Here is a 23146-nt window from a genome sequence, read left to right as displayed (position 1 = left end):
TTGGTCTTCGCCCACAGAGTCGGTATCGAACGGATGCGCTGGGCCGACCGCGTCGATCAGTTGCTGTACGGCGGCGAACGCGTCGAGCACCGCATCGAGTTCTCGACAGCAACGGTCGTCGTCACCAGCCATCGACTGCTCGCGTTCGCTGGCTCGGAAGACGGTCCGGCGTACCGACACGTCGACCTGCCGAACGTCGGCGCGGTCGACCGCCGGCGCGAGGGGCGGTTCGCCCACCTGATTCGGGCGATCGTCGCTGCGGTTCTCGGGATCGGGTTGCTCCTGACGAGTGCGGCGGTGAGCTTCGTCGAGTTGGTTCCGGACCCCGACCTCGAGAGCGGCGAGTCGGACGCGCCGGCCACCCCCGCCACCGGTGTTCTGGATGCCGTCGAGTCGACGCTCGCGCTGGTGGATCTCGCAGTCGTCGCGACCGGCGTCCTGTCGATCGGGATCGCCGCCGTGTTCGCACTGTTGTACGTCAGATCTCGTTCACGCTGGCTCGTGATCGAGGTCCGCGGTGACGACGACGTCGAACTTCCCGTCACGGGAGCCGACGACGTCGGGACGGCCGTCGTCGAACTCGAGGAGGCGATCCGACCCGAACCCTCGGTCGGAGCCCTCGGGGGAGCCACCGATTCGGATCGCGATCGACTCGAGGGGCATCCGACGGTGGACGATCGCCACCGAACGGTCCGGGAGCACGGCGACAGCCCCGTCGAACGTGGTTCACAGGATCGCGGCCCGAACGAACGGAGTTCGCTGGACGACAGTCCACTGGGACGTGGTTCGCGGAGCGACGGCCAGTGGGAACGTGGTTCGCTCGAGTCGGGGGAGTCGGCGGACAGTCGTGGGTCGACGGCGGAGTTTCCTGAGTCGACAGCAGATCCCACCTCACTCGAGCCGGAAGCGCCACCCAACGACGGAGAGAACTCCCGCACCGACGGTCCCGATGGCGAGGCGTCGACCGACGCCTTCGACTGGGACCCCCTCGCGGGATCTGGTTCGGACGAGAGGGGCGAGCCAGCGCGAACTCTCGAGACCGAACGGTGGTGGACCGACGACGAGAGAGACGGTGACGAGAGAAACCGCAATGAGGGAGATGGTGACGAAGGTGATGGCGACGAGAGAGACGGTGACGAGAGAAACCGCAATGAGGGTGGTGGCAACGGTTATGGCGACGAGAGCCACGATGACGGAGATGGCGACAACGCTGAAGACGAGCGCGAGGAGTCAACCTAAAAGCCGCCGACTCCCTAGGGCCGCCGATGAACGCAGACGGGGTTCGCGAACGCACGCGATCGCTGCCGCGTGAGCCCGGCGTCTACCAGTTTCAGGAGGGGGAGACGACGCTCTACGTCGGAAAGGCCGTCGACCTGCACAGTCGCGTCCGGTCGTACGCCGACCCGCGAAGCGGCCGGATTCGACGGATGGTCGAACGCGCTGACGGACTCGAGATCGCGGTCACCGACACCGAAACCCAGGCGCTGTTGCTCGAGGCGAACCTGATCAAGCGCCACCAGCCGCGGTACAACGTCCGGCTCAAAGACGACAAATCGTACCCGATGGTCCAGGTGACCGGCCACGAGGCCCCGCGCATTGAGGTAACTCGAGATCCCGACGGTCGGAGAGCAGGGACCGCAAGCGGTGGGGACGGGGCGGCGACGGTCTTCGGCCCGTATACGAATATGGGGCGGGTCGAGACGGTCGTGAAGGCCCTCCGGGAAGTCTACGGCGTTCGTGGCTGTTCCGATCACAAGTACGCAGGCCGGGACAGACCCTGTCTCGACTACGAGATGGGGCTCTGTACCGCCCCCTGTACCCGCGAGATCGACCTCGAGCGCTACCGCGAGGACGTCACCGCCGTCGAACGGTTCCTGGAGGGCGAGGCGGGGATCCTCGCCGACCCGCTGCGCCGTGAGATGGAAACCGCCGCGGAAGACCGGAACTTCGAGCGGGCCGCCAACCTGCGAGACCGCCTGGCGACCGTCGAGGCGTTCCACGGCGAGGGCGGCGAGGCCGTCCAGTCCGTCGGCGACGAGCGAGCGGTCGACGTGCTTGGGGTCGCCATCGAGGGCGAAACGGCGACGGTCGCCCGCCTCCGCGCCGAGAGCGGTAAACTGGTCGACCGGGAGCGACACACGCTCGAGGCACCGGGGCCGGCGACGCCTCCGTCCGCGAGCAGGGGGTCGACAGGGACCGACAGCGACGACGAATGCGACCGCGGGCCGGGAGGCGTCCCGGCCGTCCTCGCGGCGTTTCTCGTCCAGTACTACGCCGAGCGAGACCTCCCGGACGCGCTGTTGCTCCCCGAACGCCACGGCGACGAGGAGGTCACGGCCTGGCTCGAGGCGGAAGGCGTCTCCGTGCGGGTACCCGGCGCGGGTCGGGAGGCGAAACTCGTCGAACTCGCGCTGAAAAACGCCCGGCAAAACGTCGGCGGGCGCGACGAGTGCGGGATGCTCGCCGACGCTCTCGAGATCGACACCGCCCGCCGGATCGAGGGGTTCGACGTGAGCCACGCACAGGGGAGTTCGGCGGTCGGCAGCAACGTCGTCGTCGTCGACGGCAGCGCGGAGACGGCCGACTACCGACGCAAGAAACTCGACGACCGAAACGACGACTACGCCAACATGCGGATGCTTCTCGAGTGGCGCGCACGCCGAGCGGTCGAGGGGCGAGACGACAGGCCCGATCCCGACCTGCTCGTGATCGACGGCGGCGAGGGGCAACTCGAGGCCGCCCGCGACGCACTCGCGGCGGTGGGCTGGGACGTCCCCGCGATCGCGTTAGCGAAAGCCGACGAGCGGGTAATCACGCCGGAATGGGTGTACTCGTGGCCCGACGATGCGCCACACCTGCATCTCCTCCAGCGCGTCCGCGACGAGGCCCACCGCTTTGCCGTCCAGTACCACCGGACCGTCCGTGACGAGGTGAAGACGGTCCTCGACGACGTCCCCGGCGTCGGCCCGGAGACGCGAAAGCGGTTGCTGGGTCGCTTTGGGAGCGTCGAGAACGTCCGCGAGGCGAGTCTCGAGGATCTCCAGAGCGTCTCCGGCGTCGGCGAGAAGACCGCGGCGACGATCAAATCACGGCTGTAGCACGACGCTCCGAACGCCGACGATCGGGGTCGACCGACGCGTGATCCGGCGGTCGCCCCACGAACAGGGCTATGTAGCTCGGGACCGTCTGTTAAATCGTGTCAAACGACGACTCGCTCGACGATCTGCTCGAGGAACTCGACAGCCAGCGCGACCTCGAGACCGCCCAGCAAGCGTTATCGATTCGCATGGAGAGCAGACGGTACGGGAAGCCGGTGACGATCGTCGACGGATTCGACCTCCCGCAATCGGAGATCGAATCGGTGGCGTCTGATCTGAAAAGCGCGATGGGGACCGGTGGAACGGTCGACGACGGTCGGATCGAACTCCAGGGCGATCATCGTACCCGCGTGCCGCCGTTGCTTCGCGAGCGCGGGTTCGACGTTCGCGACTGACCGGCCTCGCCAGCCGTCGGTCACGACCGGCGTCCCCGAAGAATTCGCTGGCCGGTTCGTTCACTCGAGTTGTGCTCGCCCGCTCGTCGCGCTCCGGATGCGATCGCGGAGCGCCTCGCTTTCCGCGATAGGGACGCGAACGTCGAAGGAGACGTCGGCCTGGTAGTCGGCGTCGAACGCCCAACCCTCGCTCTCGAGGATCGAGCGAACCGTTCCCGAATCGTCGTACTCGACGGTGATCGAGACGGTCTCGTGGGGTCGCCGTTCGACCACGCCCGCCTCGTCGACGGCGTCTTTCACCGCCGTCGAGTACGCCCGGACGAGTCCGCCGACGCCCAGGTTGGTTCCGCCGTAGTAGCGGGTGACGACGACCGCACAGTTCTCGAGGTCGCGCTGGGTGAGCACGTTCAGCGCCGGTTTGCCGGCGGAGCCCGTCGGCTCGCCGTCGTCACTCGAGTACTCGCGAAGGAGGTCGCCGTCGGTGTCGGCCCGCACACGGTAGGCTGGAACGTTGTGCGTCGCGTCGGCGTACTCCGAACGGATCGCGTCGACGAACGACTCGGCAGCGTCGACGCCGTCGACCGGACGTGCGTGGCCGAGAAACTCGGATCCCTGGACGACGAACTCGGCCGTCGCCGGTCCCTCGAGCGTTCGATACGTTCGGCTCACGGACGGTCGTCACCGACGGGTCGGCCGTCGCCTCTCGTCGTTCTCGGCATCGAGTCGCCGATCATACCGGCGAGTACGACAGCCCGCGAAAAGAGCACTCCGGTAGCCCGCCTGGGCCACCACGCTATTTATACACTAGACGCTAGCATATACCATGGGAGAGCTCACACTCGAGTCCGCGTTCGTAGACGAACTGATCGGGGCCTGTCGGGCGACAGTCGGCGACGAACTACGGAGTATCACGTACTTCACCGAAGAGGGCGTCGAACAGCTGTATCTTCGATCCGACCTCGAGCAGACGGCCGATCTGGTCGGGTTCGCCGATCACGAACGGCTGGGCTTTCGCTCCCAGTCGGCCTATCGGGACACCGAACTCGGCGGCTACGGGGCGACGATACGGATGTTCGAGAACGGCTACCTGAGCCGAGTTATCCGGGACGGCCACGGCGTCTGGGTGACGACGGACGATCTCTCGATGGAGCGATTCGAGGAACTCTCGAGCGTGCTCGCGTCGATCCTCGACGAGGCAGACCACACGACCGACAGCGACAGGAGTCGATGAAGGATTCTCCCCCACTCGTATGCAAGCGCCCAGCGCCGACCACGGCGGCCGCTGGTGCGAGCCAGAGTGCAACGACGGAAACCGACTACTGAATCTCGATCTTTCGGACGAACTCGAGGTTTCGTAGCTTCGTGATGGCCTTGCCAGGGAGGTCCTCGTCGGTCACGATATACAGGCGCGGTTCGTCGGTGAACTCCGGGTCCTCGCTGATCGTCTGGCGGATCGAAATGTCGCTGTCCGCGAGCGTTCCGGTGACCGTCGCGACGACCCCCTTTTGTTCCGGATCGGAGACGGCAATCGACAGAACGGTCAGATCGAGGACGGGTGCGAGGTCCATCAGGCTCGGCACCTGCGAGATGTTCTGGAAGATCCTGCGGAGCTCGGCATCCTCGAGGATGACGTCGGTCGTCGAGTCGACGACCCGGCGATCGACGTCGATCTCGCGGGCGATACCCGTGTTCGGAATCTCGATACCACCGGAGACGACCCGCCCCTCGTCGTTGACGGAGAAGCCCCGCTCGAGCAACAGGCGGATGACCGCCTGCTGACTCGGCGATCCCTCGAACTTCTCCATAATCTCGTCGAACATTTGTGGGATGTACGGGTTCGCGCTTATAATGGTCGGTGGTTGACGTCGATCCGCTCCGCCCTGTCGACGATCGTCAGCCGATCACGGTCTGAGACGGATGCTGTACCGGTTTACCGCTGCATTCGGGCCCGTTCTCCGAGTGTGGCGGGAATGACGGACAGCAGACCGTATGACTGGCGTTTTTACGGCGTCGAATCGTATCGCTGGCCATGCGCGCGCTTCGACGCTGTGATTTCTGTGGAGCCGACGCCGTCGGGACCTTCGAGATCGTTCCGCCGGAACTCGAGCCGAGCGAGGACGAACAACGCCGCGTCGTCCTCTGTTCCGACTGCCGGAACCGCCTCGAGACGCTGCTCGAACCACTCCTGGTCTACGCGGGTGCCGCCCAGAACGGCGGTGAGGCCCGGAACGAACGCAACGGTGGCGAGGTAGGCAGCGACTCTCGAGACGGGATCGTACTCGAGCGTGACGACGAGACCGGTTCCAACGTGAACGAACCGGAAGACGACAGCGGTGGCAGTGCCGGTGCCGAACGGTCAGTGGATCCGACGTCGGACGCGAACGATCGAGACGAAGGGCCGTCTCCGGACGCGACCGAATCGGGCGAACGACCGTCTCCGAACGCAACCGAACCGGGGGAACGGCCATCTCCGAACGCAACCGAACCGGGCGAACAGCCATCTCCGGACGCAGCCGAGTCCGACGAACGTGAGCCGACATCGACGACAGCGGCAAGCGAGTCGGCAGCGAACGTCGCGCAGGCGGCGACGGGAGGGTCGGACGAACGAGCGAGGCCGCCACAGGGGTACGCAAAAGCGATTCGACTGCTCCGAAACCGCGAGTTTCCCATGGAGCGCGAGGCCGTCGAAACACTGATCGCCGGCGCGTACGACCTCGAGTCCCACGAGACTGCGGAAATCGTCGACCACGCACTCGAGAACGACGAGTTCGTCGAGCGCGGCGAAACGCTTCACCGCTCGTAGCGAACTCGCGCGTCGCGAACCGGAATGTGCGGGCGAAAACGGCGGACGACGCGTTTTCCAGTGATCGCGCCTCGAGTGCGTGCTACAGCGTTCCCTTCGTACTGGGCGTCCCGTCGCGGCGCTCGTCGACCCGGGTCGCGTCGTCGAGCGTCCGCGCGAGCGCCTTGAACAGCGCTTCGACCTCGTGGTGGGCGTTCTCGCCGTCGACTGCGAGATGAAGCGTCACTCCAGCGTTCATCGCGAGTGACTCGCCGAAATGTCTCGCCATATCGCTCGTGAACTCGCCGACTGCGTCCTGGGAGAACGAGCCGTCGAAGTAAAACCGCGGCCGCCCGCTTACGTCTACGACGGCGCTGGCGACGGCCTCGTCCAGGGGCACTCGCCGATCGGCGTAGCGGACGATTCCCGACCGGTCGCCGAGCGCCTCGTCGATCGCCGTTCCGAGGACGATCGCGACGTCCTCGACCGTGTGGTGGTCGTCGATCTCGAGGTCGCCGTCGCAGTCGATCTCGAGGTCGAACAGGCCGTGTTTGGCGAACGACGTCAGCATGTGATCGAAGAAGCCGATCCCCGTCTCGACCGTCGCAGTTCCGTCGCCGTCGATCGCGATCGTACACTCGATCGACGTTTCTCCCGTCTCGCGCGTTACGGTCGCCGTACGCTCGCTCATGTCGAACCGATCGCACCACCGATACAAGGCGGTTGCGCTCGTGGCCGACGCGCCGCTCGGACACGTCCCGTTCGGCCACTCACCAACCGATACGAACGATCGTATAGGATAGGGAGAAATACGCTCAGATTGAATTATGAAACGTCTATGGAGATCTAGAAGCGTCTCGAAACGTGATCCATAACCGCCTACTCCGGTGAAACGGATCGAAACGCAGCCAATATTCTCGCCGTTATATGATGAGAAAGACGAATGTCGTGTATACGAAACGGTGTTCCGTACCGATGTCAAACCACTCTCCACTCCCGAACGAATCGATCGGTCAGTCCGGCTCCGAGACCGGCCACTTGTCCGGATACCGTCGTCTCGTTCACTCGCTCAAAGGTCCCGCACAGTTCCTGTCGTTTTGGATCGCGATCACGCTTCCGTTCGTCCACCTGCCGCTTCTCGCACAGGGTCTCGGTGACCGACGAATTACCGTCGCGTTCCTCGCTCTCCTGACAGTCAACGTCCTCGCGTTGTACGTCGGCCACGGCCACAATCGAGAGTGAGCCCGATTGCGGGATCGATTTTCCGACGCCAGCGGCGAACCGACTCCGAGTCAGTTATTTCACTCCCGCGACGACACTCGGTAATCGATGAGGGTACGCGTCGACTGGCGCTCGAGTTGTAGTCTCACCGGGACGGTACTGAAGTGGCTCGCCGTCCCGCTGCTCGCCCCCGCTGCGCTCGCGTTGCTCGACGGCGACGATCCGGTCCCCTTAGTCGTCGCCATCGCGGTGACGATCGTCGTCGGGATCGGCCTCGAGCAGCTCAGTGCCGAGCGCGAACTCGGGCAACGCGAGTCGTTTCTGATGGTCGCGTTGACCTGGTTAGGCGTCGCGTTCGTCGGCGCGATCCCGTTTTTCCTCGCCGGTCTCGGCTCGGGCGGCGAGTCGTCGTTTGCCGGGGTCGTCGACGGGCCGGTCAACGCCCTCTTCGAGAGTATGAGCGGCCTGACGACGACCGGCGCGACGATCATGAACGGCTGGGACTTCGAGCACCAGTCGCGGGCAATCTTGCTCTGGCGGCAACTCATCCAGTGGCTCGGCGGACTCGGCATTCTGATCGTCGCGATCGGACTGCTCTCGCACCTGATGGTCGGTGGTGCACAGCTGATGGAGACCGAAACGCAGACCAGGAACGTCAGGAAGCTTCGACCGCACATCTCCGAGACGGCGCGGCTCATCTGGACCATCTACGTCGGCATCACGGTGCTGGCGGTGGTCGTCTTCTACGGTCTTCACCTGCTCGGGCTCGCCCCGAGCATGACGCTGTTCAACGCCGTCTCACACGCGCTGACGAGCGTCGCTACCGCCGGATTCTCGCCCGAGCCCCAGAGCGTCGGTGCTTTCGCCCCGATCGTCCAGTGGTCGATCATGCCGTTCATGATCGTCGGCTCGACCAACTTCGTCCTCCTCTACTACATCACTCAGGGGGAGTTCGAACGCCCCCTCGGCTCCGAAGAGCTTCGATTCTACCTCGGCACGCTCGTCTTTTTCGGCGCGGTCGTCGTCGCCATCCTCGCGTTCGATCCGGAGATCGACAAGGGACTCGAGCCGACGATCCGCCACGGCCTGTTCAACGTCGTCTCGCTGGTGACGACGACCGGCTACGCCTCGACGGACTTCAACCTCTGGACGCCGGGCGCGAAACACATGCTGTTCCTCTGTATGTTCCTCGGCGGGATGGCCGGCAGCACGACCTGTTCGATCAAGTCGTTGCGCTGGCTAGTCGTCCTCAAGGCGTTCAAACGCAACCTCTTCACTGCGGTTCACCCGGACGCCGTCCGCCCGCTTCGGGTCAGCGGCGGCGTCGTCGACGAGGAGACGATCAACGACATCTTCGGCTACGTCATGCTCGCCATCGTCATCTTCTTCGTGCTCACCATCTTCCTGGTCGTCGACGCCGCTCGAGCCGGTCAGTTCGTCGGCGAGTTCGAGGCGCTCGGTGCCGCCGCCTCCATCTTCCTCAACATCGGACCCGCGTTCGGGATGGCCGGGCCGATGGACAACTACGCCGGCTTCCCTGCCAGCTCTCGAGCTGTCATGATCGTCATGATGTGGATCGGCCGCATCGAGATCGTCCCCGTCCTCGTCCTGCTGTTGCCGGCGTTCTGGCGCTCGTAGGCTGGTTCGCCGTCGTGTCTCTCGACGCGGGCTCGAGCCGAGATCACCCCCTGCGGTTCGGATCGCGAAACCGTTCGCCGGTCGCACCAGTCAGTGCCTGCACCACGATCCGTCGCTCGCCGCGTCGAAGGATCCCGCTCGCCGTCGACTTGTCGATCCCAAGATCCGCCGCGAGCTCCGCGAGCGTGCAGTTTCGCGGCACGTCGAAGTAGCCCTCGCGAAGCGCCGTCCCGAGGACATCGCGCTGTCTGTCGGTGAACAACGCCGCCGACGTCCCGGATTCGACGAGCGACTGGAGTTCGTAGGGGACCGACGTCTCCTCGACGAATCCGTACAGCATCGTATCGGTCGTCTCGTACTTCGCGATCGATCCTCGGTCAACTCGAGACGGCTGTACCGAACGATCGACGGGTGGGCGGCGACGGCGTCCGCGACTTCGTGAGGATCGTCGGCGACGACTTCACCCATTTCGACGGCCGTCTCGTCCGTCTGCGTTCCCGCGAGCAACCGAAACGTCGTGTCGGGAAACGACTGATACGGATTCCTGTAACGATTTACCGGCGCAACCGCGACCCGGGCGGCGGTTGCGCCGGAAATGACTTACAGTAAACCGTATGAGAGAGTTCGGCGACCCACGCGTCTTCGATAGGCGAATACGCAACGATGCGGTGATCATCCGATCGTCCTCGAGGACGGGGGAACCCACCAACGTTTTTCGCCCCCTCGTAGTGCTCCGTCTGCTCGAGCGTGTCTCTCGACCGACCCCAACGTGTTGGGGAAGGCTATTCGGTGGAGTTCGCCCAGATCGAAGTATGGACACTGAGACGACGGGAAGACAACCGATAGGAGAGACGGTGATGACAGCGTGATCGACTCGAGCGCAGACTGGTGGTTCGCCGACCCGACCCTCTGGATTCACGTCCTCGCGGGCGTCCTCGCGTTGGCCGCGGGACTCGCTGCGATCGTCACCAAAAAAGGGGGCCGTCGCCACAACGCCGCCGGCAAGGCGTACGCGCTGTCGATGGCCGTCGTGGTCGTGACAGCGGTTCCACTGGCCGTGTGGACGGAGAACTGGTTTCTCCTGGCGATCGCCGTCTTCAGCGGCTATCTCGTCTTCGGGGGCTACCGCGTGATCGCCCGCCGACGCGCCGGGTTGAGCGCACCGACGCCGGTTGACTACTCGGGACACGGCTCGATGCTGGCCGTCGGCGGCCTGATGGTCGTCTTCGGCGGGTGGCAGACGGTCACCGGTCCCCCGGGACTGGCACCGGCGCTGGCCGTCTTCGGCGGGATCGGTGCCGGGTTCGCCGTATTCACCCTGCTCGAGTTTCGATCGCCACCCGGCGAACGCACGCCGTGGATTAACTGGCATATCGGCTTCATGGGCGGTGCCTACATCGCGACCGTGACCGCCACGATCACGGTCAATTTGACGATGATCCCGCCGCTGGTCCGGTGGCTGGGCCCGACCGCGGTCGGCGTGCCGCTCATCGTCTACGCGACCCGAACGTACGGGCCGCGGTTCGCACCCACGACGTGACTCCGGCCCCGAGCGCTCGAGATCGAGACGCCGGGGCCAGAACGCCAGCGTCCTGCCAGGACGAGAGTCGTCGACCCACCAGAATCAGACCGCCACCGACCAGCCGACCCTGGTCAGTCCTCGAGTGCGTCCTGTGCCTCCGCGAGCGTGAACTGGCCCTCGTAGAGTGCGCTCCCGACGACGGCGGCCGCCGCACCGGCGTCGGCGAGCGCCCGGACGTCATCGAGGGTCGCGACGCCGCCGCTCGCGATCACCGGGATTTCAGTCGCCTCCACGAGTTCCCGGACAGGCTCGGTCGCGACGCCCTCGAGTTTTCCCTCGACGTCGACGTTCGTAAAGAGGATCGCGCCTGCGCCCAGTTCCTCGTATCGGTTCGCGGCGTCATCGGGCGAGATTCCCGCCCCTTCGGTCCACCCCTCGACGACGACCTCGCCGTCTTTCGCGTCGAGACTGACGACGACGCTACCGGGGTACTCCTCGCTGATCTCCGCGACGATTTCGGGTTCTTCGACCGCCGCCGTCCCGAGGATGACGCGATCGACGCCGCGCTCGAGCAGGTCGACGGCGTCCGAGGCGGTCCGGATACCGCCGCCGAGCTGGGTCGGAACGTCGACTTCCTCGACGACGGAATCGATCGCTTCGGCGTTTTCCCGTTCGCCCTCGAACGCGCCGTCTAAGTCGACGAGGTGGAGTGACGACGCGCCGGCGTCGATCCACCGTCGGGCGGCCCCGACGGGTTCGCCGTAGCTCTTCTCGGTTCCGCGCTCGCCCTGGACAAGCTGGACGACCTCGCCGTCCTGTACGTCGACCGCCGGAATCACGTCGAATCCGTTTTCGCCGATGGAGTTCTCGCTCGAGTCGTTCATACGCGTGTGAGTGCGTCCGACGGGAGTAAAGGCGACGGTTTCGCGACCCCTTGTGAACGTGGCCCTCGAGTGGTACGGAGAACCGCGGTCGCTGGGAGGACAGTCTGGTCACGGGAGCATGAACGAGGCGGTTAGGATGTGGATAACCGACAGAGACGGTGCAGGTAACTCCAGTACTTACTTTATCCGAACAGTCGTACTAGTTGTCGATGGTCGAAACGCTTCTACTGGTTGGTATCGTCGCCTCGGTCTTCGTCGGATTCAACATCGGCGGATCGTCGACGGGGATTACGTGGGGGCCATCGGTCGGTGCCGGCATCGTAAAGAAGACGACTGCGGCGGCGATCATGACGGTCTTCGTCTTTCTCGGCGGCATTACCGTCGGTCAAAACGTGATGGAGACCCTCAGTGAGGGCATTATTACGACCGATCTCACGCTCTCGGCAGGTGTCGCCGTCCTCTTTTTCATCGGCCTGGGAATCCTCGTCGCCAACATCTTCGGCGTTCCCGTCCCGACATCGATGACGACCGTCGGCGCAATCGCCGGACTGGGGCTGGCAACCGGTACGCTCAACTACGCGACGATCGCGGAGATCATCTCCTGGTGGGTCGTCACGCCGATCATCGGGTTCTGGATCGGCGGCATCATCGGACGATACATCTATCCGGAAGTCAACCGGCGAGTGACGATCGAGAAAACCGACGGGCCGTTGCTGACCCTCGATCGACAGGGAGCGGTTCCGAAGCCGGCGCTTGGGCCAAATACGACCTGGGCGGAGATCGAGATTACGGTAGTCGTCCTCGCTATCGGCTGTTACATGGCGTTCAGCGCCGGAGCGAGTAACGTTCCGAACGCCGCTGCGCCGCTTGTCGGTGAAGCCGGACTGGACGTGAACACCGCAGTCATCATCGCCACGGTCGCGATCGGTCTGGGCGGGTTCACCATCGCCCGCCGGACGATGGATTCGGTCGGCGGCGAACTGAGCGACATCCCGCTGCTCGCGGCGCTTTTCGTCATGGTGACTGCCTCCACGATCACGACGATCCTCTCCTGGATCGGCATCCCGATCAGTCTCGTGATGGCGACCGTGATGACGATCGTCGGCATCGGCTGGGGGCGGGCGACCCGCCCGATCACGTTCCGTGAGGCCGTCACCCGTGACCCAGAGATGGAGGATCGCGAGATTGAACTGGGCGCGATCGTCGCCGAGGAGGAGGAAGACGAACCGGCACCCCCGATCGGTGAAGAAGAAGCCGACGAAGTGCTTCACGGGAGCGATCTATTCAACCCCCGAGCGGTGATCAAGTACGTCTCGATGTGGATTATCGGCCCGTCGATGTCCACCACTCTCGCCTACGGGTTCTTCACACTCGTTCCGGGCGTCGCCTGACGGTAGGGGTACTTACGTTTCCGGCTATCCTATCACGAGCCATGCTCTCGAACGTTCTTGTCCCGATGGACGACTCCGAGCACGCCGGTCGCGCCCTCGAGTACGCACTCGAGAACCACCCCGATGCCGACGTCACCGTCCTCCACGTCGTCGGCGTCCCATCGATGATGATGGGCGATGCCGTAGGGCTCACGCTCGAAGAGGACATTAGCGAGGCCGCTGCCGAACGCGCCGAACCCGTCTTCGACCGCGCACTCGAGATCGCCGACGATCGGGACCGCGAGATCGAAACGATCGTCGGTATCGGTCATCCCGCTCGGAACGTCATCGACCGTGCGGACGACTACGACACGGTTGTAATCGGTGCTCACGGGTCTGACCGGGGTCGATCGACGCGTCGATTTCTCGTCGGAAACGTCGCCGAGACGGTATCGAAACGCGCGCCGATTCCGGTGACGATCGTCCGCTAACTCGTCGTTCCCGACCGGGCGTTACGTTTCTGACTCTCCCTCGACCATTTCCTCGACTTCGTCCTCTCGAGGACGGCGGTCGACGCGCTCGTCGACGGCGTCGACCTTCGCTTGGACTTCGTCGACCTGCTTTTTGACCGTTTCACCGACCGTCTCCTCGACCGTTTCACTGACTGTCTCCTCGACCGTTTCACTAACTGTCTCCTCGACCGTTTCACCGACCGTCTCCTCGACCGTTTCACCGACCGTCTCCTCGACCGTTTCACTGACTGTCTCCTCGACCGTTTCACCGACCGTCTCCTCGACCGTTTCACTAACTGTCTCCTCGACCGTTTCACCGACCGTCTCCTCGACCTGCGATTGAACGTCGCTGACCTGCTTCTCGACTGTCTCGCTGACCGTCTCCTCGACCTGTGACTGAACGTCGCTGACTTGCTTCTCGACCGTTTCACCGACCGTCTCCTCGACTTGCGACTGAACGTCGCTGACTTGCTTCTCGACCGTTTCACCGACCGTCTCCTCGACTGTCTGTGTCATCCAGTCCGGATCGAACCGAGCCATCTTCCAGACGACGTGGACGACGTACGACGCAAACACGCCGACCCCAAACGCGATACCGACGTTCGTATCGAGCGTCACGATCAGGACGATCGAGATGGCGATCAACGCTCCGTAAGCAAGGTCGACCGCTGCGTCGACGCGAACCGGATTTAACATCGTCGTTCGTCACCTATTCGGCTCGAGATGCGTTCTTGACGCCGACCGATACGACCATTTCGAACCTGGTGATGGACCGGTTCGATCCGTTCTCCATCCGTTCGTAACCTGCGTTCCCGATTGGAGTACATGCTACTGGTCCGTACGGGAGTCCAGTTGAAATCGTTTGGTATGACACTCGAGACATAGCGGGAGGAAAGCAACGGGCCCACGCGTAATTCAGCCCTGTCTGGTGAATTGCCTCGGGGTCAAGTGGGTCGAGAGACTTCGTCTCTCGTCATCAAGCGAGATCGGTGGTCTCGCGGACATCGCGGAGCTTCGCTCAGTCACGGAAATTTCCGATTTCCGGACGATCCCCGAGGAACTCGTCTTTGCTCATCTGTAGACGTCACGATTGGCCCGGACGCACACCGACACTCTCCGGCGGTCCGTTCATACGGTCTGCTGTCTGTCAGTACCGCCGCACCGGCAGAACGGGTCCAGGGTGCGGCGGTACACCGTTACAGCAATCCGTATCAGCTCCGGCGGGACCGGTGCCTGGGTCGCGGCCCGACCGGCACAGCAGTCCCCATCACTCGCAGATAGGCGCGTTTTTACCGTTGGATCGCGTGGTTATCGGCTGTGACAGAAGTACTGCTTATCGTGGGATTGCTCGTTGCGGCCTTCGTTGGTTACAATATCGGTGGTGCCACCACAGGGCCAGCGTTCGGACCTGCCGTCGGAGCCAACGTCATCACGAAACTGATGGCGGCGGCGTTGATGTCCGTCTTTTTCTTCGTCGGTGCGATCACGATCGGACCGGCTGTCGTCGACACGCTCGGCCGAGACCTCGTCAACGACACCGCGATCTTTACCCTGCGGTCGAACGTCGCCGTCCTCTTTTTCATCGGCGGCGCGTTGTTTCTCGGCAACTACGCCGGCGTCCCCGCCTCAACGTCGATGACGGCAGTCGGTGCGATCGCCGCACTGGGGCTTGCAACCGGCGAACTCGACTTCGGAGTGCTCGGACAGATCGTGATCTGGTGGGTCGTCGCCCCGATCATCGGCTTCTGGGTCGCCGGGGTCGTCGGCCGGTACTTCTATCCACAGATCAACGAGTGGATCGCGATCGAAGCCAGCCGTGACGGCCACGAGATGATTACCGTGGATCGCTCGGGCGTCGTACCCAGACTGCAATTCGGCGACGGAGCCGATCGACGCGAGATCACCGGCGCGTTCATCGTCGTCGCCATCGGCTGTCTGATGGGCTTTTCCTCGGGGACGAGCAATATCGCGAACGCGATCGCACCGATCTACGGTGCCGACGTCGACATGGTCGGCCTCCTAGGACTGGGCAACGTCATTTCGGTCGACGCCGTCGCCGGCGTCTCCATCGACATGATCCTCCTCGTCCTGATCGGCTCGGCCGCCGTCGCGATCGGCTGTTTCACGATCGCCCGGCGAACCCTCGATACCCTCGGCAACGACATCACCAATCTGCCGCTGACGGCGGCGATTGTCGTCGCTGTCGTCAGTTCGGGCATCGTCATCAGCCTCTCGACCATCGGCATTCCCGCCAGCTTCGTTGTCATTGCCACGATGAGCATCATCGGACTCGGCTGGGGCCGGGCGACGCGGACGACGACGATCTCCGACGCCGCTCGAGGCGAAGAAACTCCCGTTTCGGTCGGTGCACTCACCGCCGAGGAAGAGGGCGAAATCCCCCCCGAGATCGGCGAGGAAGACCCCGAGGATATTCCGAGCGCCTCGGACCTGTTCGATCCGTCGACGACTGCCCGTGTCATCCTCATGCAAAACGTCGTCCCGATCATCTCGACCGTCGGGGCGTTTCTTACGTTCCGGTTCGTTCCGATCTTCGGATTCTAATTCGGACGCGATCTCCTCTCCCTGACTCGAGACCGACGTCTCACTGCGGTCGTCGAGTTATCACTCACGGATGATGTCGACAGAAATGGTTGCAGTGGCCTGGTGGCCACAGTACGCTTAAATAACGCGGTTCTGCAGGTAGTCGAGGTGTTTTGCGTTGTAAACGATCTTGACCTCGTCGGTCTCGGCCGACCCGATACAGGTCAGGACGACGTTTTTCTCCTCGACTTCCTCGTCGGAGAGGATCTGCTGCATGTCCATGTTGATCTCCCCATCGACGATGATGGCCGCACAGTTCGCACAGGCACCGGCACGGCACGAGAAGGGCCAGTCGTAGCCCTGCGCCTCGGCGGCCTCGAGGATGTACTCGCCTTCGTTAACCTCGAGCGTTCCGTAGTCCTCGTCGTCGAGACCCTGTTCGGCGGCCTCCTCGAAGATGTTGTCGTCGTAAATATCCCAGCCGTTGTCGTCCACTACTTCGTAGTTGAGGTATTCTACCGTGGGCATCACCCGAGGATTCACGTCCCGTACTGGTATAGCTTGCTGTTCAGTCTTCAATCGTTTTTGAGTATACTTTCTCATCAGTAGTAGTTATTTGGCGTATCGGTACCGGTCGACCAGTGCTCTCGGGATATATTGGTGAATTAGTGGGGGTATTCGTACGAGAGCAGTAGTATTTCAAAATTATCCGATAGCGTCTCAGTCACTATGCAGCCGTTCGATCGATCGCCGACGTTTCCGCGGGGGGACGGTCGATTCGTACGGGATATCCGCTCGAAGCGCGGTTAGCGCTCCTCGAGCTCCGCAGCGGTCGACCGAATCGTCACCGGAGCAACGCCAGCGACGTCGGCGACGTCAGCCTGAGTGATCGATGACGGGTCGTTTTCACCCCCTGCAGCTTTGTAGAGACAGGCCGCTGCAACGCCGCTCGGATTACGTCCACCGATCGACCCTTCCTCGAGCAGCGTCCGAACGTGTTCACGGGCCCGCCGTTCGACACTCGTCTCGAGATCGAGTTTCGAGGCGTATCTCGGTAGATACTGGCTGGGATCGATCGGCCCTGTCGGGAGTCCTAACTCCCGATTCAACGCGTTGTATGCCGCCTTGAGTTCGTTCTCGTCTGCACGGGCAACGTCGACGATTTCGTCGATGGTTCGGGGGATCGAACACATTCGACAGGTCGCATAAATCGAGGCTGCGGAAAATCCCTCGAGTGATCGTCCCTGGAGTAGTCCCTCGGATTGGGCTGAGTTGAACAGGGAACACGACTCCTCGCGAACGGTATCCGGAAGCGAGAGCAGTGCGTGAACACGTCTGATCTCGGCGAACCCGTAGATCTGGTTTCGTTCGACTTTCGAGGAGACCCGTGCGCGATTGTGTTCACGCCGGAGGCGGGCTATCTGTCGTCGTTTTCGCCCGGTCAGTCGGGAACTGTAGGAATCCGAGCCCGAGGCGTATCCGATCTCTGTCGACAGTCCTCGATCGTGTCTCGATCTGGTCAGCGGTGCGCCGGTCCGTCGTCGGTCAGTGTCGTCGTCGTCGAACGATCGCCACTCGGGACCCCGATCGATTGCATCCTCCTCGGAGACAAGACCGCACTTCTCACAGACGGTTTCGGTGCCTCGTTTCCGCAATCGACCATCGCATTCCGGACAGGTCATAAACGAATCGGTCTGCACGATTGGTAATTACCTTCGACTGGTACTGATTCCACTATTGTATTTAAACAGTCGGCCTACAGAATTAACCTACCTGGCATGCTAATCGTTGGCTTAGCGACGCCATCCGATGTCCATTTCCGCTTCGACGGCGTCCGTCCCCGTATGACCGCAGATTCACCGGTAGTTTCCGCGCGAAACAGATCACGGAGTTTGGTGAGAGACGTATGACGGGCCGTGATGAGTTCTACAACAAGGCGAAACAGCAGGGCTATCGCAGTCGGGCGGCCTACAAGCTCAAACAGTTAGACGACCTCGAGAACGTGATCTCCGGCGGCGACACCGTCGTCGACCTCGGGGCCGCGCCGGGCGGGTGGCTTCAGGTGGCGGCCGAGAAGGTCGGCCCCCAAGGGAGCGTGATCGGCGTCGACCTCCAGCGGATCAAAGACCTCGAGGACGAGGACCTCGCCGCCCGCGTCGAGACGATCCGCGGCGACATGACCCAGGAACGGACCAGAGAGCGCGTCGTCGAGGCCGCAGGCGGGACGGCCGGTTCGGATACCGACGAGGAGTCGGCCGCTCGAGACGGCGGTCCGGTCGACGCCGTCGTCTCGGACATGGCACCCAACGTCTCCGGCGAGTACTCCCTCGACCAGGCCCGGTCGCTCCACCTCGCGCGCCAGGCGTTCGAGACGGCACTCGAGTTGCTCGACTCCGGGGGCGACTTCGTCGTGAAGGTCTTCGACGGGCCGGACGTCGACGCGTTCCGGGAGGATCTCGAGGAGGAGTTCAAATACGTGCGCGCGACCAGTCCGGACGCCTCGCGAAAGGAGTCCTCCGAGATCTACCTCATCGGAAAGGGGCGGATCACCGCCCCTCTCGCGGAAGGAGACGAACTCGAGGTCGAGATCGTCGACGTCGGAAACGAGGGCGACGGTATCGCCTCCGTCGAGGGGTATCGGCTGTTCGTTCCGGCGACCGAGGCGGGCGAAACCGTCACGGTCCGCGTCGAGGACATCAAGCCGAACTTCGGGTTCGCCCAGCGAGTCGACCGGGAGTAGCGGATCCGGCGGTTTTCGGTCGTCGGCTACTCCTCCGTCTCGAGGCGGTTGTGACGCGCGTCGATCTCGTCTAAGATATCGAGGTTCTTGCGGATCGAGGCACGGATCGCGTCGCTTCTGTTGACGTACTTGCCGTCGTCGCCGACGTGGTCGTCGAGGTCGTCGAGTAATTCCTGTGGAATCTCAACGCTGATCTTTGGCATAGCGGGGGTTCGAACGCGAAGGGCTTAATTCGCCCCGTCTCGAGGACGGCGGTGTCGTGCGACGCGCCGTGAGTTACCGGCCGAGCAGTCCTTCGTCGAGTGTCGGGCCGCCGCCGCTACCGCCGAACAGTCGCCCGCCGGCGGTGAGCACGTAGAGGACGGCGAGTCCGAGCACGTACGTCAGCGCGATGGGGATGGCGAACAACAACATCGTGAGGATCCCCTTCGGACTGGCGACGGCGGCGACGATGAAGACGCCGACGACGACTGGCCGCCAGTGGGCGAGCATCGAGCGGTAGTTGACGATGCCGCCGACGTGAAAGAGCGCCATCGTGACGATGATGTTAAAGAGGAAGCCGATGCCGACGGTCGTGAAGATGACGAGCCAGAAGAAGCTACTGATTCGGTAGGAGACGACCATCCCGTTGGTGATCGCGTCGGAGACGAGATACGAGATGACCGCGGGTGCGATCCAGAAGAACCCGAGGTAGGTGCCGAAGGCGAAGCCCCCGAGCAACGAGCCGCCCCAGACGACGAAGATGCGCCGGTCGCCGTAGACCAGCCCGCGCTCTTTCAGCGCCGGCCACGCGTAGTACAACACTAACGGCAAGACGGCGACGATCGCCGCCAGCACGCTCACCTTCACCTCGAAGATGAGGACCTCGACCGGGTGGAGCGCGATGACGATGTCCATCTGCATGACGAGTTCCTGGAACGTCAGCCCGACGGGGTCGACGCCGTTTCGGAGCGCGACCTCCCGAAGGACTTCGTCCGGAACGCGGGCCAGGAACGTCTCGAGGACCCGCCCGAGTCCGCCGCTGTAGAGCCAGAAGAACGTCCCGCCCATGACGATCATGAACAGGCCGACGATACGGAACATCTTCGAGGTCAGGCTGTTGAAGACGAACGCGATGTCGTAAGCGTAGCCGCCGATGTCGTCTTCGGTCGTCTCCTCTTCGGTGAACGGATCGAGCATCCCAGCGGCGGTGCTCGCAAAGACACTGTCGTCCTCGTCGTCGGCCTGGGCGCTCGAGGCCGGTCCACCGGAACTCGCATCGCCGACGTCCGAGTCGCCGTCTCCGGCAGCCTCCGCCTCGGCGGCCTCCTCCTGGAGCGTGTCGAACCGGTTCAAGATCGCCTTCGCCTTCTCCCGGTCGTCGTCGTACATCGCTTCCCGGGAGTACTCGAGGGCCTCCTCTTCGTCCATCGCGAGGAAGACTGGCGCGGGAACGTCCTCGACGTCGTCGGCTGCGAGCGTCTCGAAGTCGACGTCGTCGGGGTCGTCCGCTTGCCGGATGTCGTCCTCGCGGGGATACACCGGTGCCTGCAACACGCGGACCGTGTAGCCGAGCAAGATGAGGAGGCCGACGCCAGCGGCGATGGCGACCCCAACCGCGGCGTCACCGAGTAGGCCGTACTCGAGGGCGATCGCCTCGAGGCTGCCGCCGTTGTCCGGCCGGACGATCGCCGGGAAGTGGGGGTAGACCGACTCTTCCATATACTGGAAGCCGCCCTGATTGACGACCGATGCGGTGGCGACGGCGACGACAGTCAGGATGGCAGCGAACCGCAGGACGAGCCACTTGATGTGCTCGGCGCCGTTGCCGTCGGTTTCGGCGGCGCCGCGTCGACGCACGTTCGTGACGACCTTGGCGAGACCGAGGCTGAAGATGTACAGCGCGACCATCGGCATCGCCCACATGATGAGCGTAAACGGATCCGGCGGGGAAAACAGCGCGCCGAAGACGGTGACGCCGACGACTGCGTGGCGCCACTTGTCCCGGAACGTCTCGTAGGGGACGATTTCGGTGTACGAAAGCACGCCCATGAGCAACGGAAGCTGGGCGGCGAGCCCGAACGACAGCGTCAACAGGGCGATGAACTCGGTGAACTCCGTGATGCCGAAGCTAGGTTTGACGCCCGCGTGGACGGCGTTCGACGCCAGGAAGTCGAAGGCATACGGAAAGAAGATCCCGTAGGCGTAGACGACGCCGGCACAGAACAGGACGATCGCACTCGTCGCGAACCCCGCCAGATACAGCTTCGAGATGGGAACGACACTGTCGTACCCGCGTCGTCGCAACGCGTTTCTGGAGAGATACAGCAGGGCGGGAATCGCGACGAGAATCCCGACAAAGATGCCGATTTTGGCCTGTAACAGGATGACCTCGAACGGGGTTCGCGTGATGAGGTCTGTGGAATCGGCGACGTACGGCTGCATCTCGGCTTTTGCCGTCGCCTCGAGGAAGTCCCAGATCCAGATTCGCAGAGCGTAGAACGAGCCCATGAAGCCGATCACGAAGACGATGAACACCTTCTGCAGATGTGTCTGCACGCTCGAGAGCAGCGCACCGAGGGTTTCCCGACCCGCCGCGACGGTCTGGATGGTATCCTCACCGACGGCAGAACTCATTTCCTGTCTCTGGGTAACTGACATCCGGTTATCAACCTTTCGAGTAGGATACGACTGTTCGGGCGAACGAACCGCCCTTCCCTTGTCACTCTCTCTCAGTGCTCGTAAGAAAAAGGCCTATAACTGGCGGCCTATCTATATCTCGATAGATGTCGGAGGAGCCGCCGGAGGAGGGGGAGTTGGAGACTCCCGCGGAGTCACGCGAAACCCCCGACGAGCCGCCGCGTTCGGAAACCGATGCAAATGCGGACGAGCCGATCGAAGTGGACGACGCGGCGGACGAGCCGGCGGATACCGAACCGACGACCACGGACGACGCGGCGGACGAGGACCCTCCACTCGAGACCGACGGAGAGGGCGTCGTCGGCGGCGGTCACGAACCGGAGCCGGGCGATCCGGAGTTTCCAGACCCGGACAACGACGTTGGCGGAATCTCGACGCCGCCGGACGACCAGGAGATGCCGTTGGCGGATCACATCGAGGAGATGGTGCTTCGGTTCGCCGTCGTCTTGTTGTTTGCCTCCGCTGGAACGGCGATCGGTCTGCTGTTTGCCTCGCAGGCGATCGAGTACATCTGGCTCAACGTCTTCCCGTACGAGATCGACCAGGTGCCGCCACCACACGTCTATCACCCGCTCGAGCTGTGGCTGACCCGGATCAAGCTCTCGGCGCTACTGGGTATCCTGATCGGGCTCCCGGTGTTCGTCTATCAGTGCTATCTGTTCATGCGTCCCGGATTGTACCCCAACGAGCGCAAGTACTACCTCGCGGCGGTACCGACGAGTGTCGTTCTCGCCGGCGTCGGCATGCTGTTTTCGTACGTACTCGTCTTGCCGATTCTCTTCCAGTACTTTACGTTCTACGCTGAGGGGAGTGCGGGTATCGCGTACGCACTCGGCGAGACGTTCGACATGATCATCACGCTCACCGGCTTGCTTGCGGTCGTCTTCCAGATCCCGTTGTTCATTATGCTCGCGATCATGATGGGCGTCACGACTCGACGGTGGCTCGCCGACAAGCGACTGTACTTCTGGGCGGGCTTTCTCGGTCTCTCGTTTATGTTCGCGTTCGATCCGACCGGGATGGCACCGATTCTCGTCGCGATCACGATGATCTGTCTGTTCGAGGGGACGTTGCTGATTCTGAAGTGGGTCGGTCGGGAGTAGGCCTCGGATTGAATACGTCTGATACGGACTGCTGTCACACGCGATCTCCAACCACGTCACCGGTGATCTCGTGTCCGCTCGTAGGCGTAGTCGACGGCGTCCTCGAGCGACCCTGGGCCGTCGTAGCGTGCGGCAAAGAGGTCCATAAACGTGCGAGTGATGTGTTCACACCGATCGAAGGTGAGGACGGTTCTGACCTGGAGCGTCTCGGCGAAATCGAGGCCGGGGTAACACGTCGCCGTCAGCGTGTATCCTGGGTGGTCGTCACCATTGAGAGAAGCTGGAGCGACTTTCAGACGGAGATCACCCGAGACGTGACGATACGTTCGATACTGAAGTTCTCGATCCGTGTCGGCGGGGGTGTACGCCCGACACGCTTCGGTGTCCCACTCGGGCGGCACGTCGGCGTCCATCGATGGGGTATATCTTTCCAATAGTCACGTTCATATCGTATTGTGCAATATTCCCGACTGATAACTCAGGAATATCATCAGTGGAAGGTTTTTCGTCTCTAATAAGGTTATATTCTGGACGGGCGTACGAGCGAACTTCGTCGTTCCGACCGATCGAAGAGATATCACTCGAGTTCGGAGAGGGTGGCCCCGTCGTGGGTAGCCGCCGGAACGGATGCCAACAGATGCGTTATCCGACAGTAGCCGCT

General features: G+C 63.2%; 24 protein-coding genes. 13 read left to right on the top strand and 11 right to left on the bottom strand.

The window, feature by feature from the left end:
* The first annotated feature begins 33 nt into the window (after positions 1-33).
* The 3 genes from GRS80_RS17415 (at position 34) to GRS80_RS17405 (ending at position 3493) form a co-directional block, all read left to right on the top strand.
* A complete protein-coding gene (locus GRS80_RS17415; RefSeq protein ID WP_235019777.1) occupies positions 34-1239 on the top strand; it encodes a hypothetical protein in 1206 nt (401 codons plus the stop codon).
* Positions 1240-1265: 26 nt separating this feature from the next.
* Complete coding sequence (locus GRS80_RS17410; RefSeq protein ID WP_160048663.1) at positions 1266-3098, top strand: excinuclease ABC subunit C; 1833 nt, start codon at positions 1266-1268, stop codon at positions 3096-3098.
* A 98-nt stretch (positions 3099-3196) separates the two neighbouring features.
* Positions 3197-3493 (top strand): translation initiation factor, encoded by a 297-nt coding sequence (locus GRS80_RS17405; protein WP_343161632.1) that lies wholly within the window; start codon positions 3197-3199, stop codon positions 3491-3493.
* A 60-nt stretch (positions 3494-3553) separates the two neighbouring features.
* Here the strand turns inward: GRS80_RS17405 and GRS80_RS17400 are convergent, their stop codons facing one another.
* The gene (locus tag GRS80_RS17400) at positions 3554-4162 is read right to left on the bottom strand and encodes a YigZ family protein (protein WP_343161631.1); all 609 of its coding nucleotides are present in this window, start codon (positions 4160-4162) and stop codon (positions 3554-3556) included.
* Between the two features lie 154 nt (positions 4163-4316).
* On the opposite strand from GRS80_RS17400, the gene GRS80_RS17395 reads away from it, so the two are divergent.
* On the top strand, positions 4317-4724 hold the full coding sequence (locus GRS80_RS17395; protein WP_160048662.1) for a hypothetical protein: 408 nt from the start codon (positions 4317-4319) through the stop codon (positions 4722-4724).
* Positions 4725-4809: 85 nt separating this feature from the next.
* Here GRS80_RS17395 and GRS80_RS17390 read toward each other — a convergent pair whose 3' ends face one another.
* Positions 4810-5313, bottom strand: coding sequence for an amino acid-binding protein (locus GRS80_RS17390; protein WP_160048661.1), 504 nt, complete (start codon positions 5311-5313; stop codon positions 4810-4812).
* A gap of 209 nt (positions 5314-5522) precedes the next feature.
* Between GRS80_RS17390 and GRS80_RS17385 the strand changes: the two genes are divergently transcribed.
* Positions 5523-6296: a hypothetical protein gene (locus tag GRS80_RS17385; protein WP_160048660.1), complete on the top strand. Its 774-nt coding sequence runs from the start codon at positions 5523-5525 to the stop codon at positions 6294-6296.
* Positions 6297-6378: 82 nt separating this feature from the next.
* Here GRS80_RS17385 and hisB read toward each other — a convergent pair whose 3' ends face one another.
* A complete protein-coding gene (gene hisB / locus GRS80_RS17380) occupies positions 6379-6966 on the bottom strand; it encodes an imidazoleglycerol-phosphate dehydratase HisB (protein WP_160048659.1) in 588 nt (195 codons plus the stop codon).
* A 284-nt stretch (positions 6967-7250) separates the two neighbouring features.
* Between hisB and GRS80_RS17375 the strand changes: the two genes are divergently transcribed.
* Both GRS80_RS17375 and GRS80_RS17370 read left to right on the top strand, forming a co-directional pair.
* On the top strand, positions 7251-7517 hold the full coding sequence (locus GRS80_RS17375) for a hypothetical protein (RefSeq protein WP_160048658.1): 267 nt from the start codon (positions 7251-7253) through the stop codon (positions 7515-7517).
* An 87-nt stretch (positions 7518-7604) separates the two neighbouring features.
* A complete protein-coding gene (locus tag GRS80_RS17370; protein ID WP_160048657.1) occupies positions 7605-9134 on the top strand; it encodes a TrkH family potassium uptake protein in 1530 nt (509 codons plus the stop codon).
* Positions 9135-9177: 43 nt separating this feature from the next.
* On the opposite strand, the gene GRS80_RS17365 is transcribed toward GRS80_RS17370, so the two are convergent.
* The gene (locus GRS80_RS17365) at positions 9178-9474 is read right to left on the bottom strand and encodes a helix-turn-helix domain-containing protein (protein ID WP_235019776.1); all 297 of its coding nucleotides are present in this window, start codon (positions 9472-9474) and stop codon (positions 9178-9180) included.
* 525 nt (positions 9475-9999) lie between these two features.
* On the opposite strand from GRS80_RS17365, the gene GRS80_RS17360 reads away from it, so the two are divergent.
* Complete coding sequence (locus GRS80_RS17360; protein ID WP_160048656.1) at positions 10000-10674, top strand: hypothetical protein; 675 nt, start codon at positions 10000-10002, stop codon at positions 10672-10674.
* A 113-nt stretch (positions 10675-10787) separates the two neighbouring features.
* Here the strand turns inward: GRS80_RS17360 and hisA are convergent, their stop codons facing one another.
* Complete coding sequence (gene hisA, locus GRS80_RS17355) at positions 10788-11540, bottom strand: 1-(5-phosphoribosyl)-5-[(5-phosphoribosylamino)methylideneamino]imidazole-4-carboxamide isomerase (RefSeq protein WP_160048655.1); 753 nt, start codon at positions 11538-11540, stop codon at positions 10788-10790.
* Between the two features lie 209 nt (positions 11541-11749).
* Between hisA and GRS80_RS17350 the strand changes: the two genes are divergently transcribed.
* Together GRS80_RS17350 and GRS80_RS17345 are read left to right on the top strand one after the other, a co-directional pair.
* Positions 11750-12931 (top strand): inorganic phosphate transporter, encoded by a 1182-nt coding sequence (locus GRS80_RS17350; RefSeq protein ID WP_160048654.1) that lies wholly within the window; start codon positions 11750-11752, stop codon positions 12929-12931.
* Positions 12932-12972: 41 nt separating this feature from the next.
* On the top strand, positions 12973-13401 hold the full coding sequence (locus GRS80_RS17345; RefSeq protein ID WP_160048653.1) for a universal stress protein: 429 nt from the start codon (positions 12973-12975) through the stop codon (positions 13399-13401).
* A gap of 21 nt (positions 13402-13422) precedes the next feature.
* Here GRS80_RS17345 and GRS80_RS17340 read toward each other — a convergent pair whose 3' ends face one another.
* Positions 13423-14118: a hypothetical protein gene (locus GRS80_RS17340; RefSeq protein WP_160048652.1), complete on the bottom strand. Its 696-nt coding sequence runs from the start codon at positions 14116-14118 to the stop codon at positions 13423-13425.
* Positions 14119-14739: 621 nt separating this feature from the next.
* Between GRS80_RS17340 and GRS80_RS17335 the strand changes: the two genes are divergently transcribed.
* On the top strand, positions 14740-15984 hold the full coding sequence (locus GRS80_RS17335) for an inorganic phosphate transporter (protein WP_343161630.1): 1245 nt from the start codon (positions 14740-14742) through the stop codon (positions 15982-15984).
* A gap of 117 nt (positions 15985-16101) precedes the next feature.
* Here GRS80_RS17335 and fer read toward each other — a convergent pair whose 3' ends face one another.
* Together fer and GRS80_RS17325 are read right to left on the bottom strand one after the other, a co-directional pair.
* Positions 16102-16491, bottom strand: a complete 390-nt coding sequence (gene fer / locus GRS80_RS17330) for a ferredoxin Fer (protein WP_160048651.1) — start codon at positions 16489-16491, stop codon at positions 16102-16104.
* Between the two features lie 278 nt (positions 16492-16769).
* A complete protein-coding gene (locus GRS80_RS17325) occupies positions 16770-17645 on the bottom strand; it encodes a transcription initiation factor IIB family protein (protein WP_160048650.1) in 876 nt (291 codons plus the stop codon).
* Positions 17646-17869: 224 nt separating this feature from the next.
* Here GRS80_RS17325 and GRS80_RS17320 point away from each other — a divergent pair, with 224 nt between their 5' ends.
* Complete coding sequence (locus GRS80_RS17320; RefSeq protein WP_160048649.1) at positions 17870-18703, top strand: 23S rRNA (uridine(2552)-2'-O)-methyltransferase; 834 nt, start codon at positions 17870-17872, stop codon at positions 18701-18703.
* A 26-nt stretch (positions 18704-18729) separates the two neighbouring features.
* On the opposite strand, the gene GRS80_RS17315 is transcribed toward GRS80_RS17320, so the two are convergent.
* Both GRS80_RS17315 and GRS80_RS17310 read right to left on the bottom strand, forming a co-directional pair.
* Entirely contained in the window at positions 18730-18906 is a 177-nt protein-coding gene (locus tag GRS80_RS17315; RefSeq protein WP_160048648.1) for a ribbon-helix-helix protein, CopG family, read from the bottom strand.
* A 73-nt stretch (positions 18907-18979) separates the two neighbouring features.
* The gene (locus GRS80_RS17310) at positions 18980-21319 is read right to left on the bottom strand and encodes a twin-arginine translocase subunit TatC (RefSeq protein WP_160048647.1); all 2340 of its coding nucleotides are present in this window, start codon (positions 21317-21319) and stop codon (positions 18980-18982) included.
* 149 nt (positions 21320-21468) lie between these two features.
* Between GRS80_RS17310 and GRS80_RS17305 the strand changes: the two genes are divergently transcribed.
* Complete coding sequence (locus GRS80_RS17305) at positions 21469-22485, top strand: twin-arginine translocase subunit TatC (protein WP_160048646.1); 1017 nt, start codon at positions 21469-21471, stop codon at positions 22483-22485.
* A 56-nt stretch (positions 22486-22541) separates the two neighbouring features.
* Here the strand turns inward: GRS80_RS17305 and GRS80_RS17300 are convergent, their stop codons facing one another.
* Positions 22542-22898 carry a hypothetical protein gene (locus GRS80_RS17300; protein ID WP_160048645.1) on the bottom strand — a complete coding sequence of 119 codons (357 nt, stop codon included), beginning with the start codon at positions 22896-22898 and terminating at the stop codon, positions 22542-22544.
* Positions 22899-23146: the final 248 nt, after the last annotated feature.

Origin of the sequence: Natrialba sp. INN-245 (genome assembly GCF_009807105.1) — an archaeon.
Taxonomy (GTDB): Archaea; Halobacteriota; Halobacteria; order Halobacteriales; family Natrialbaceae; genus Natrarchaeobius; species Natrarchaeobius swarupiae.
Note: the sequence above shows the minus strand (reverse complement) of the source record. Positions and strands in the feature narration are given on the sequence as shown.

Coding starts and splice junctions, on each gene's coding strand:
- GRS80_RS17365 (WP_235019776.1), bottom strand. CDS start 9,474: ATGCTGTACGGATTCGTCGAGGAGACGTCGGTCCCCTACGAACTCCAG.
- GRS80_RS17350 (WP_160048654.1), top strand. CDS start 11,750: ATGGTCGAAACGCTTCTACTGGTTGGTATCGTCGCCTCGGTCTTCGTC.
- GRS80_RS17370 (WP_160048657.1), top strand. CDS start 7,605: ATGAGGGTACGCGTCGACTGGCGCTCGAGTTGTAGTCTCACCGGGACG.
- GRS80_RS17395 (WP_160048662.1), top strand. CDS start 4,317: ATGGGAGAGCTCACACTCGAGTCCGCGTTCGTAGACGAACTGATCGGG.
- GRS80_RS17300 (WP_160048645.1), bottom strand. CDS start 22,898: ATGGACGCCGACGTGCCGCCCGAGTGGGACACCGAAGCGTGTCGGGCG.
- GRS80_RS17325 (WP_160048650.1), bottom strand. CDS start 17,645: ATGACCTGTCCGGAATGCGATGGTCGATTGCGGAAACGAGGCACCGAA.
- GRS80_RS17315 (WP_160048648.1), bottom strand. CDS start 18,906: ATGCCAAAGATCAGCGTTGAGATTCCACAGGAATTACTCGACGACCTC.
- GRS80_RS17305 (WP_160048646.1), top strand. CDS start 21,469: ATGTCGGAGGAGCCGCCGGAGGAGGGGGAGTTGGAGACTCCCGCGGAG.
- GRS80_RS17410 (WP_160048663.1), top strand. CDS start 1,266: ATGAACGCAGACGGGGTTCGCGAACGCACGCGATCGCTGCCGCGTGAG.
- hisB (WP_160048659.1), bottom strand. CDS start 6,966: ATGAGCGAGCGTACGGCGACCGTAACGCGCGAGACGGGAGAAACGTCG.
- GRS80_RS17385 (WP_160048660.1), top strand. CDS start 5,523: ATGCGCGCGCTTCGACGCTGTGATTTCTGTGGAGCCGACGCCGTCGGG.
- GRS80_RS17390 (WP_160048661.1), bottom strand. CDS start 5,313: ATGTTCGACGAGATTATGGAGAAGTTCGAGGGATCGCCGAGTCAGCAG.
- GRS80_RS17345 (WP_160048653.1), top strand. CDS start 12,973: ATGCTCTCGAACGTTCTTGTCCCGATGGACGACTCCGAGCACGCCGGT.
- GRS80_RS17340 (WP_160048652.1), bottom strand. CDS start 14,118: ATGTTAAATCCGGTTCGCGTCGACGCAGCGGTCGACCTTGCTTACGGA.
- hisA (WP_160048655.1), bottom strand. CDS start 11,540: ATGAACGACTCGAGCGAGAACTCCATCGGCGAAAACGGATTCGACGTG.
- GRS80_RS17320 (WP_160048649.1), top strand. CDS start 17,870: ATGACGGGCCGTGATGAGTTCTACAACAAGGCGAAACAGCAGGGCTAT.
- GRS80_RS17375 (WP_160048658.1), top strand. CDS start 7,251: ATGTCAAACCACTCTCCACTCCCGAACGAATCGATCGGTCAGTCCGGC.
- fer (WP_160048651.1), bottom strand. CDS start 16,491: ATGCCCACGGTAGAATACCTCAACTACGAAGTAGTGGACGACAACGGC.
- GRS80_RS17415 (WP_235019777.1), top strand. CDS start 34: ATGCGCTGGGCCGACCGCGTCGATCAGTTGCTGTACGGCGGCGAACGC.
- GRS80_RS17310 (WP_160048647.1), bottom strand. CDS start 21,319: ATGAGTTCTGCCGTCGGTGAGGATACCATCCAGACCGTCGCGGCGGGT.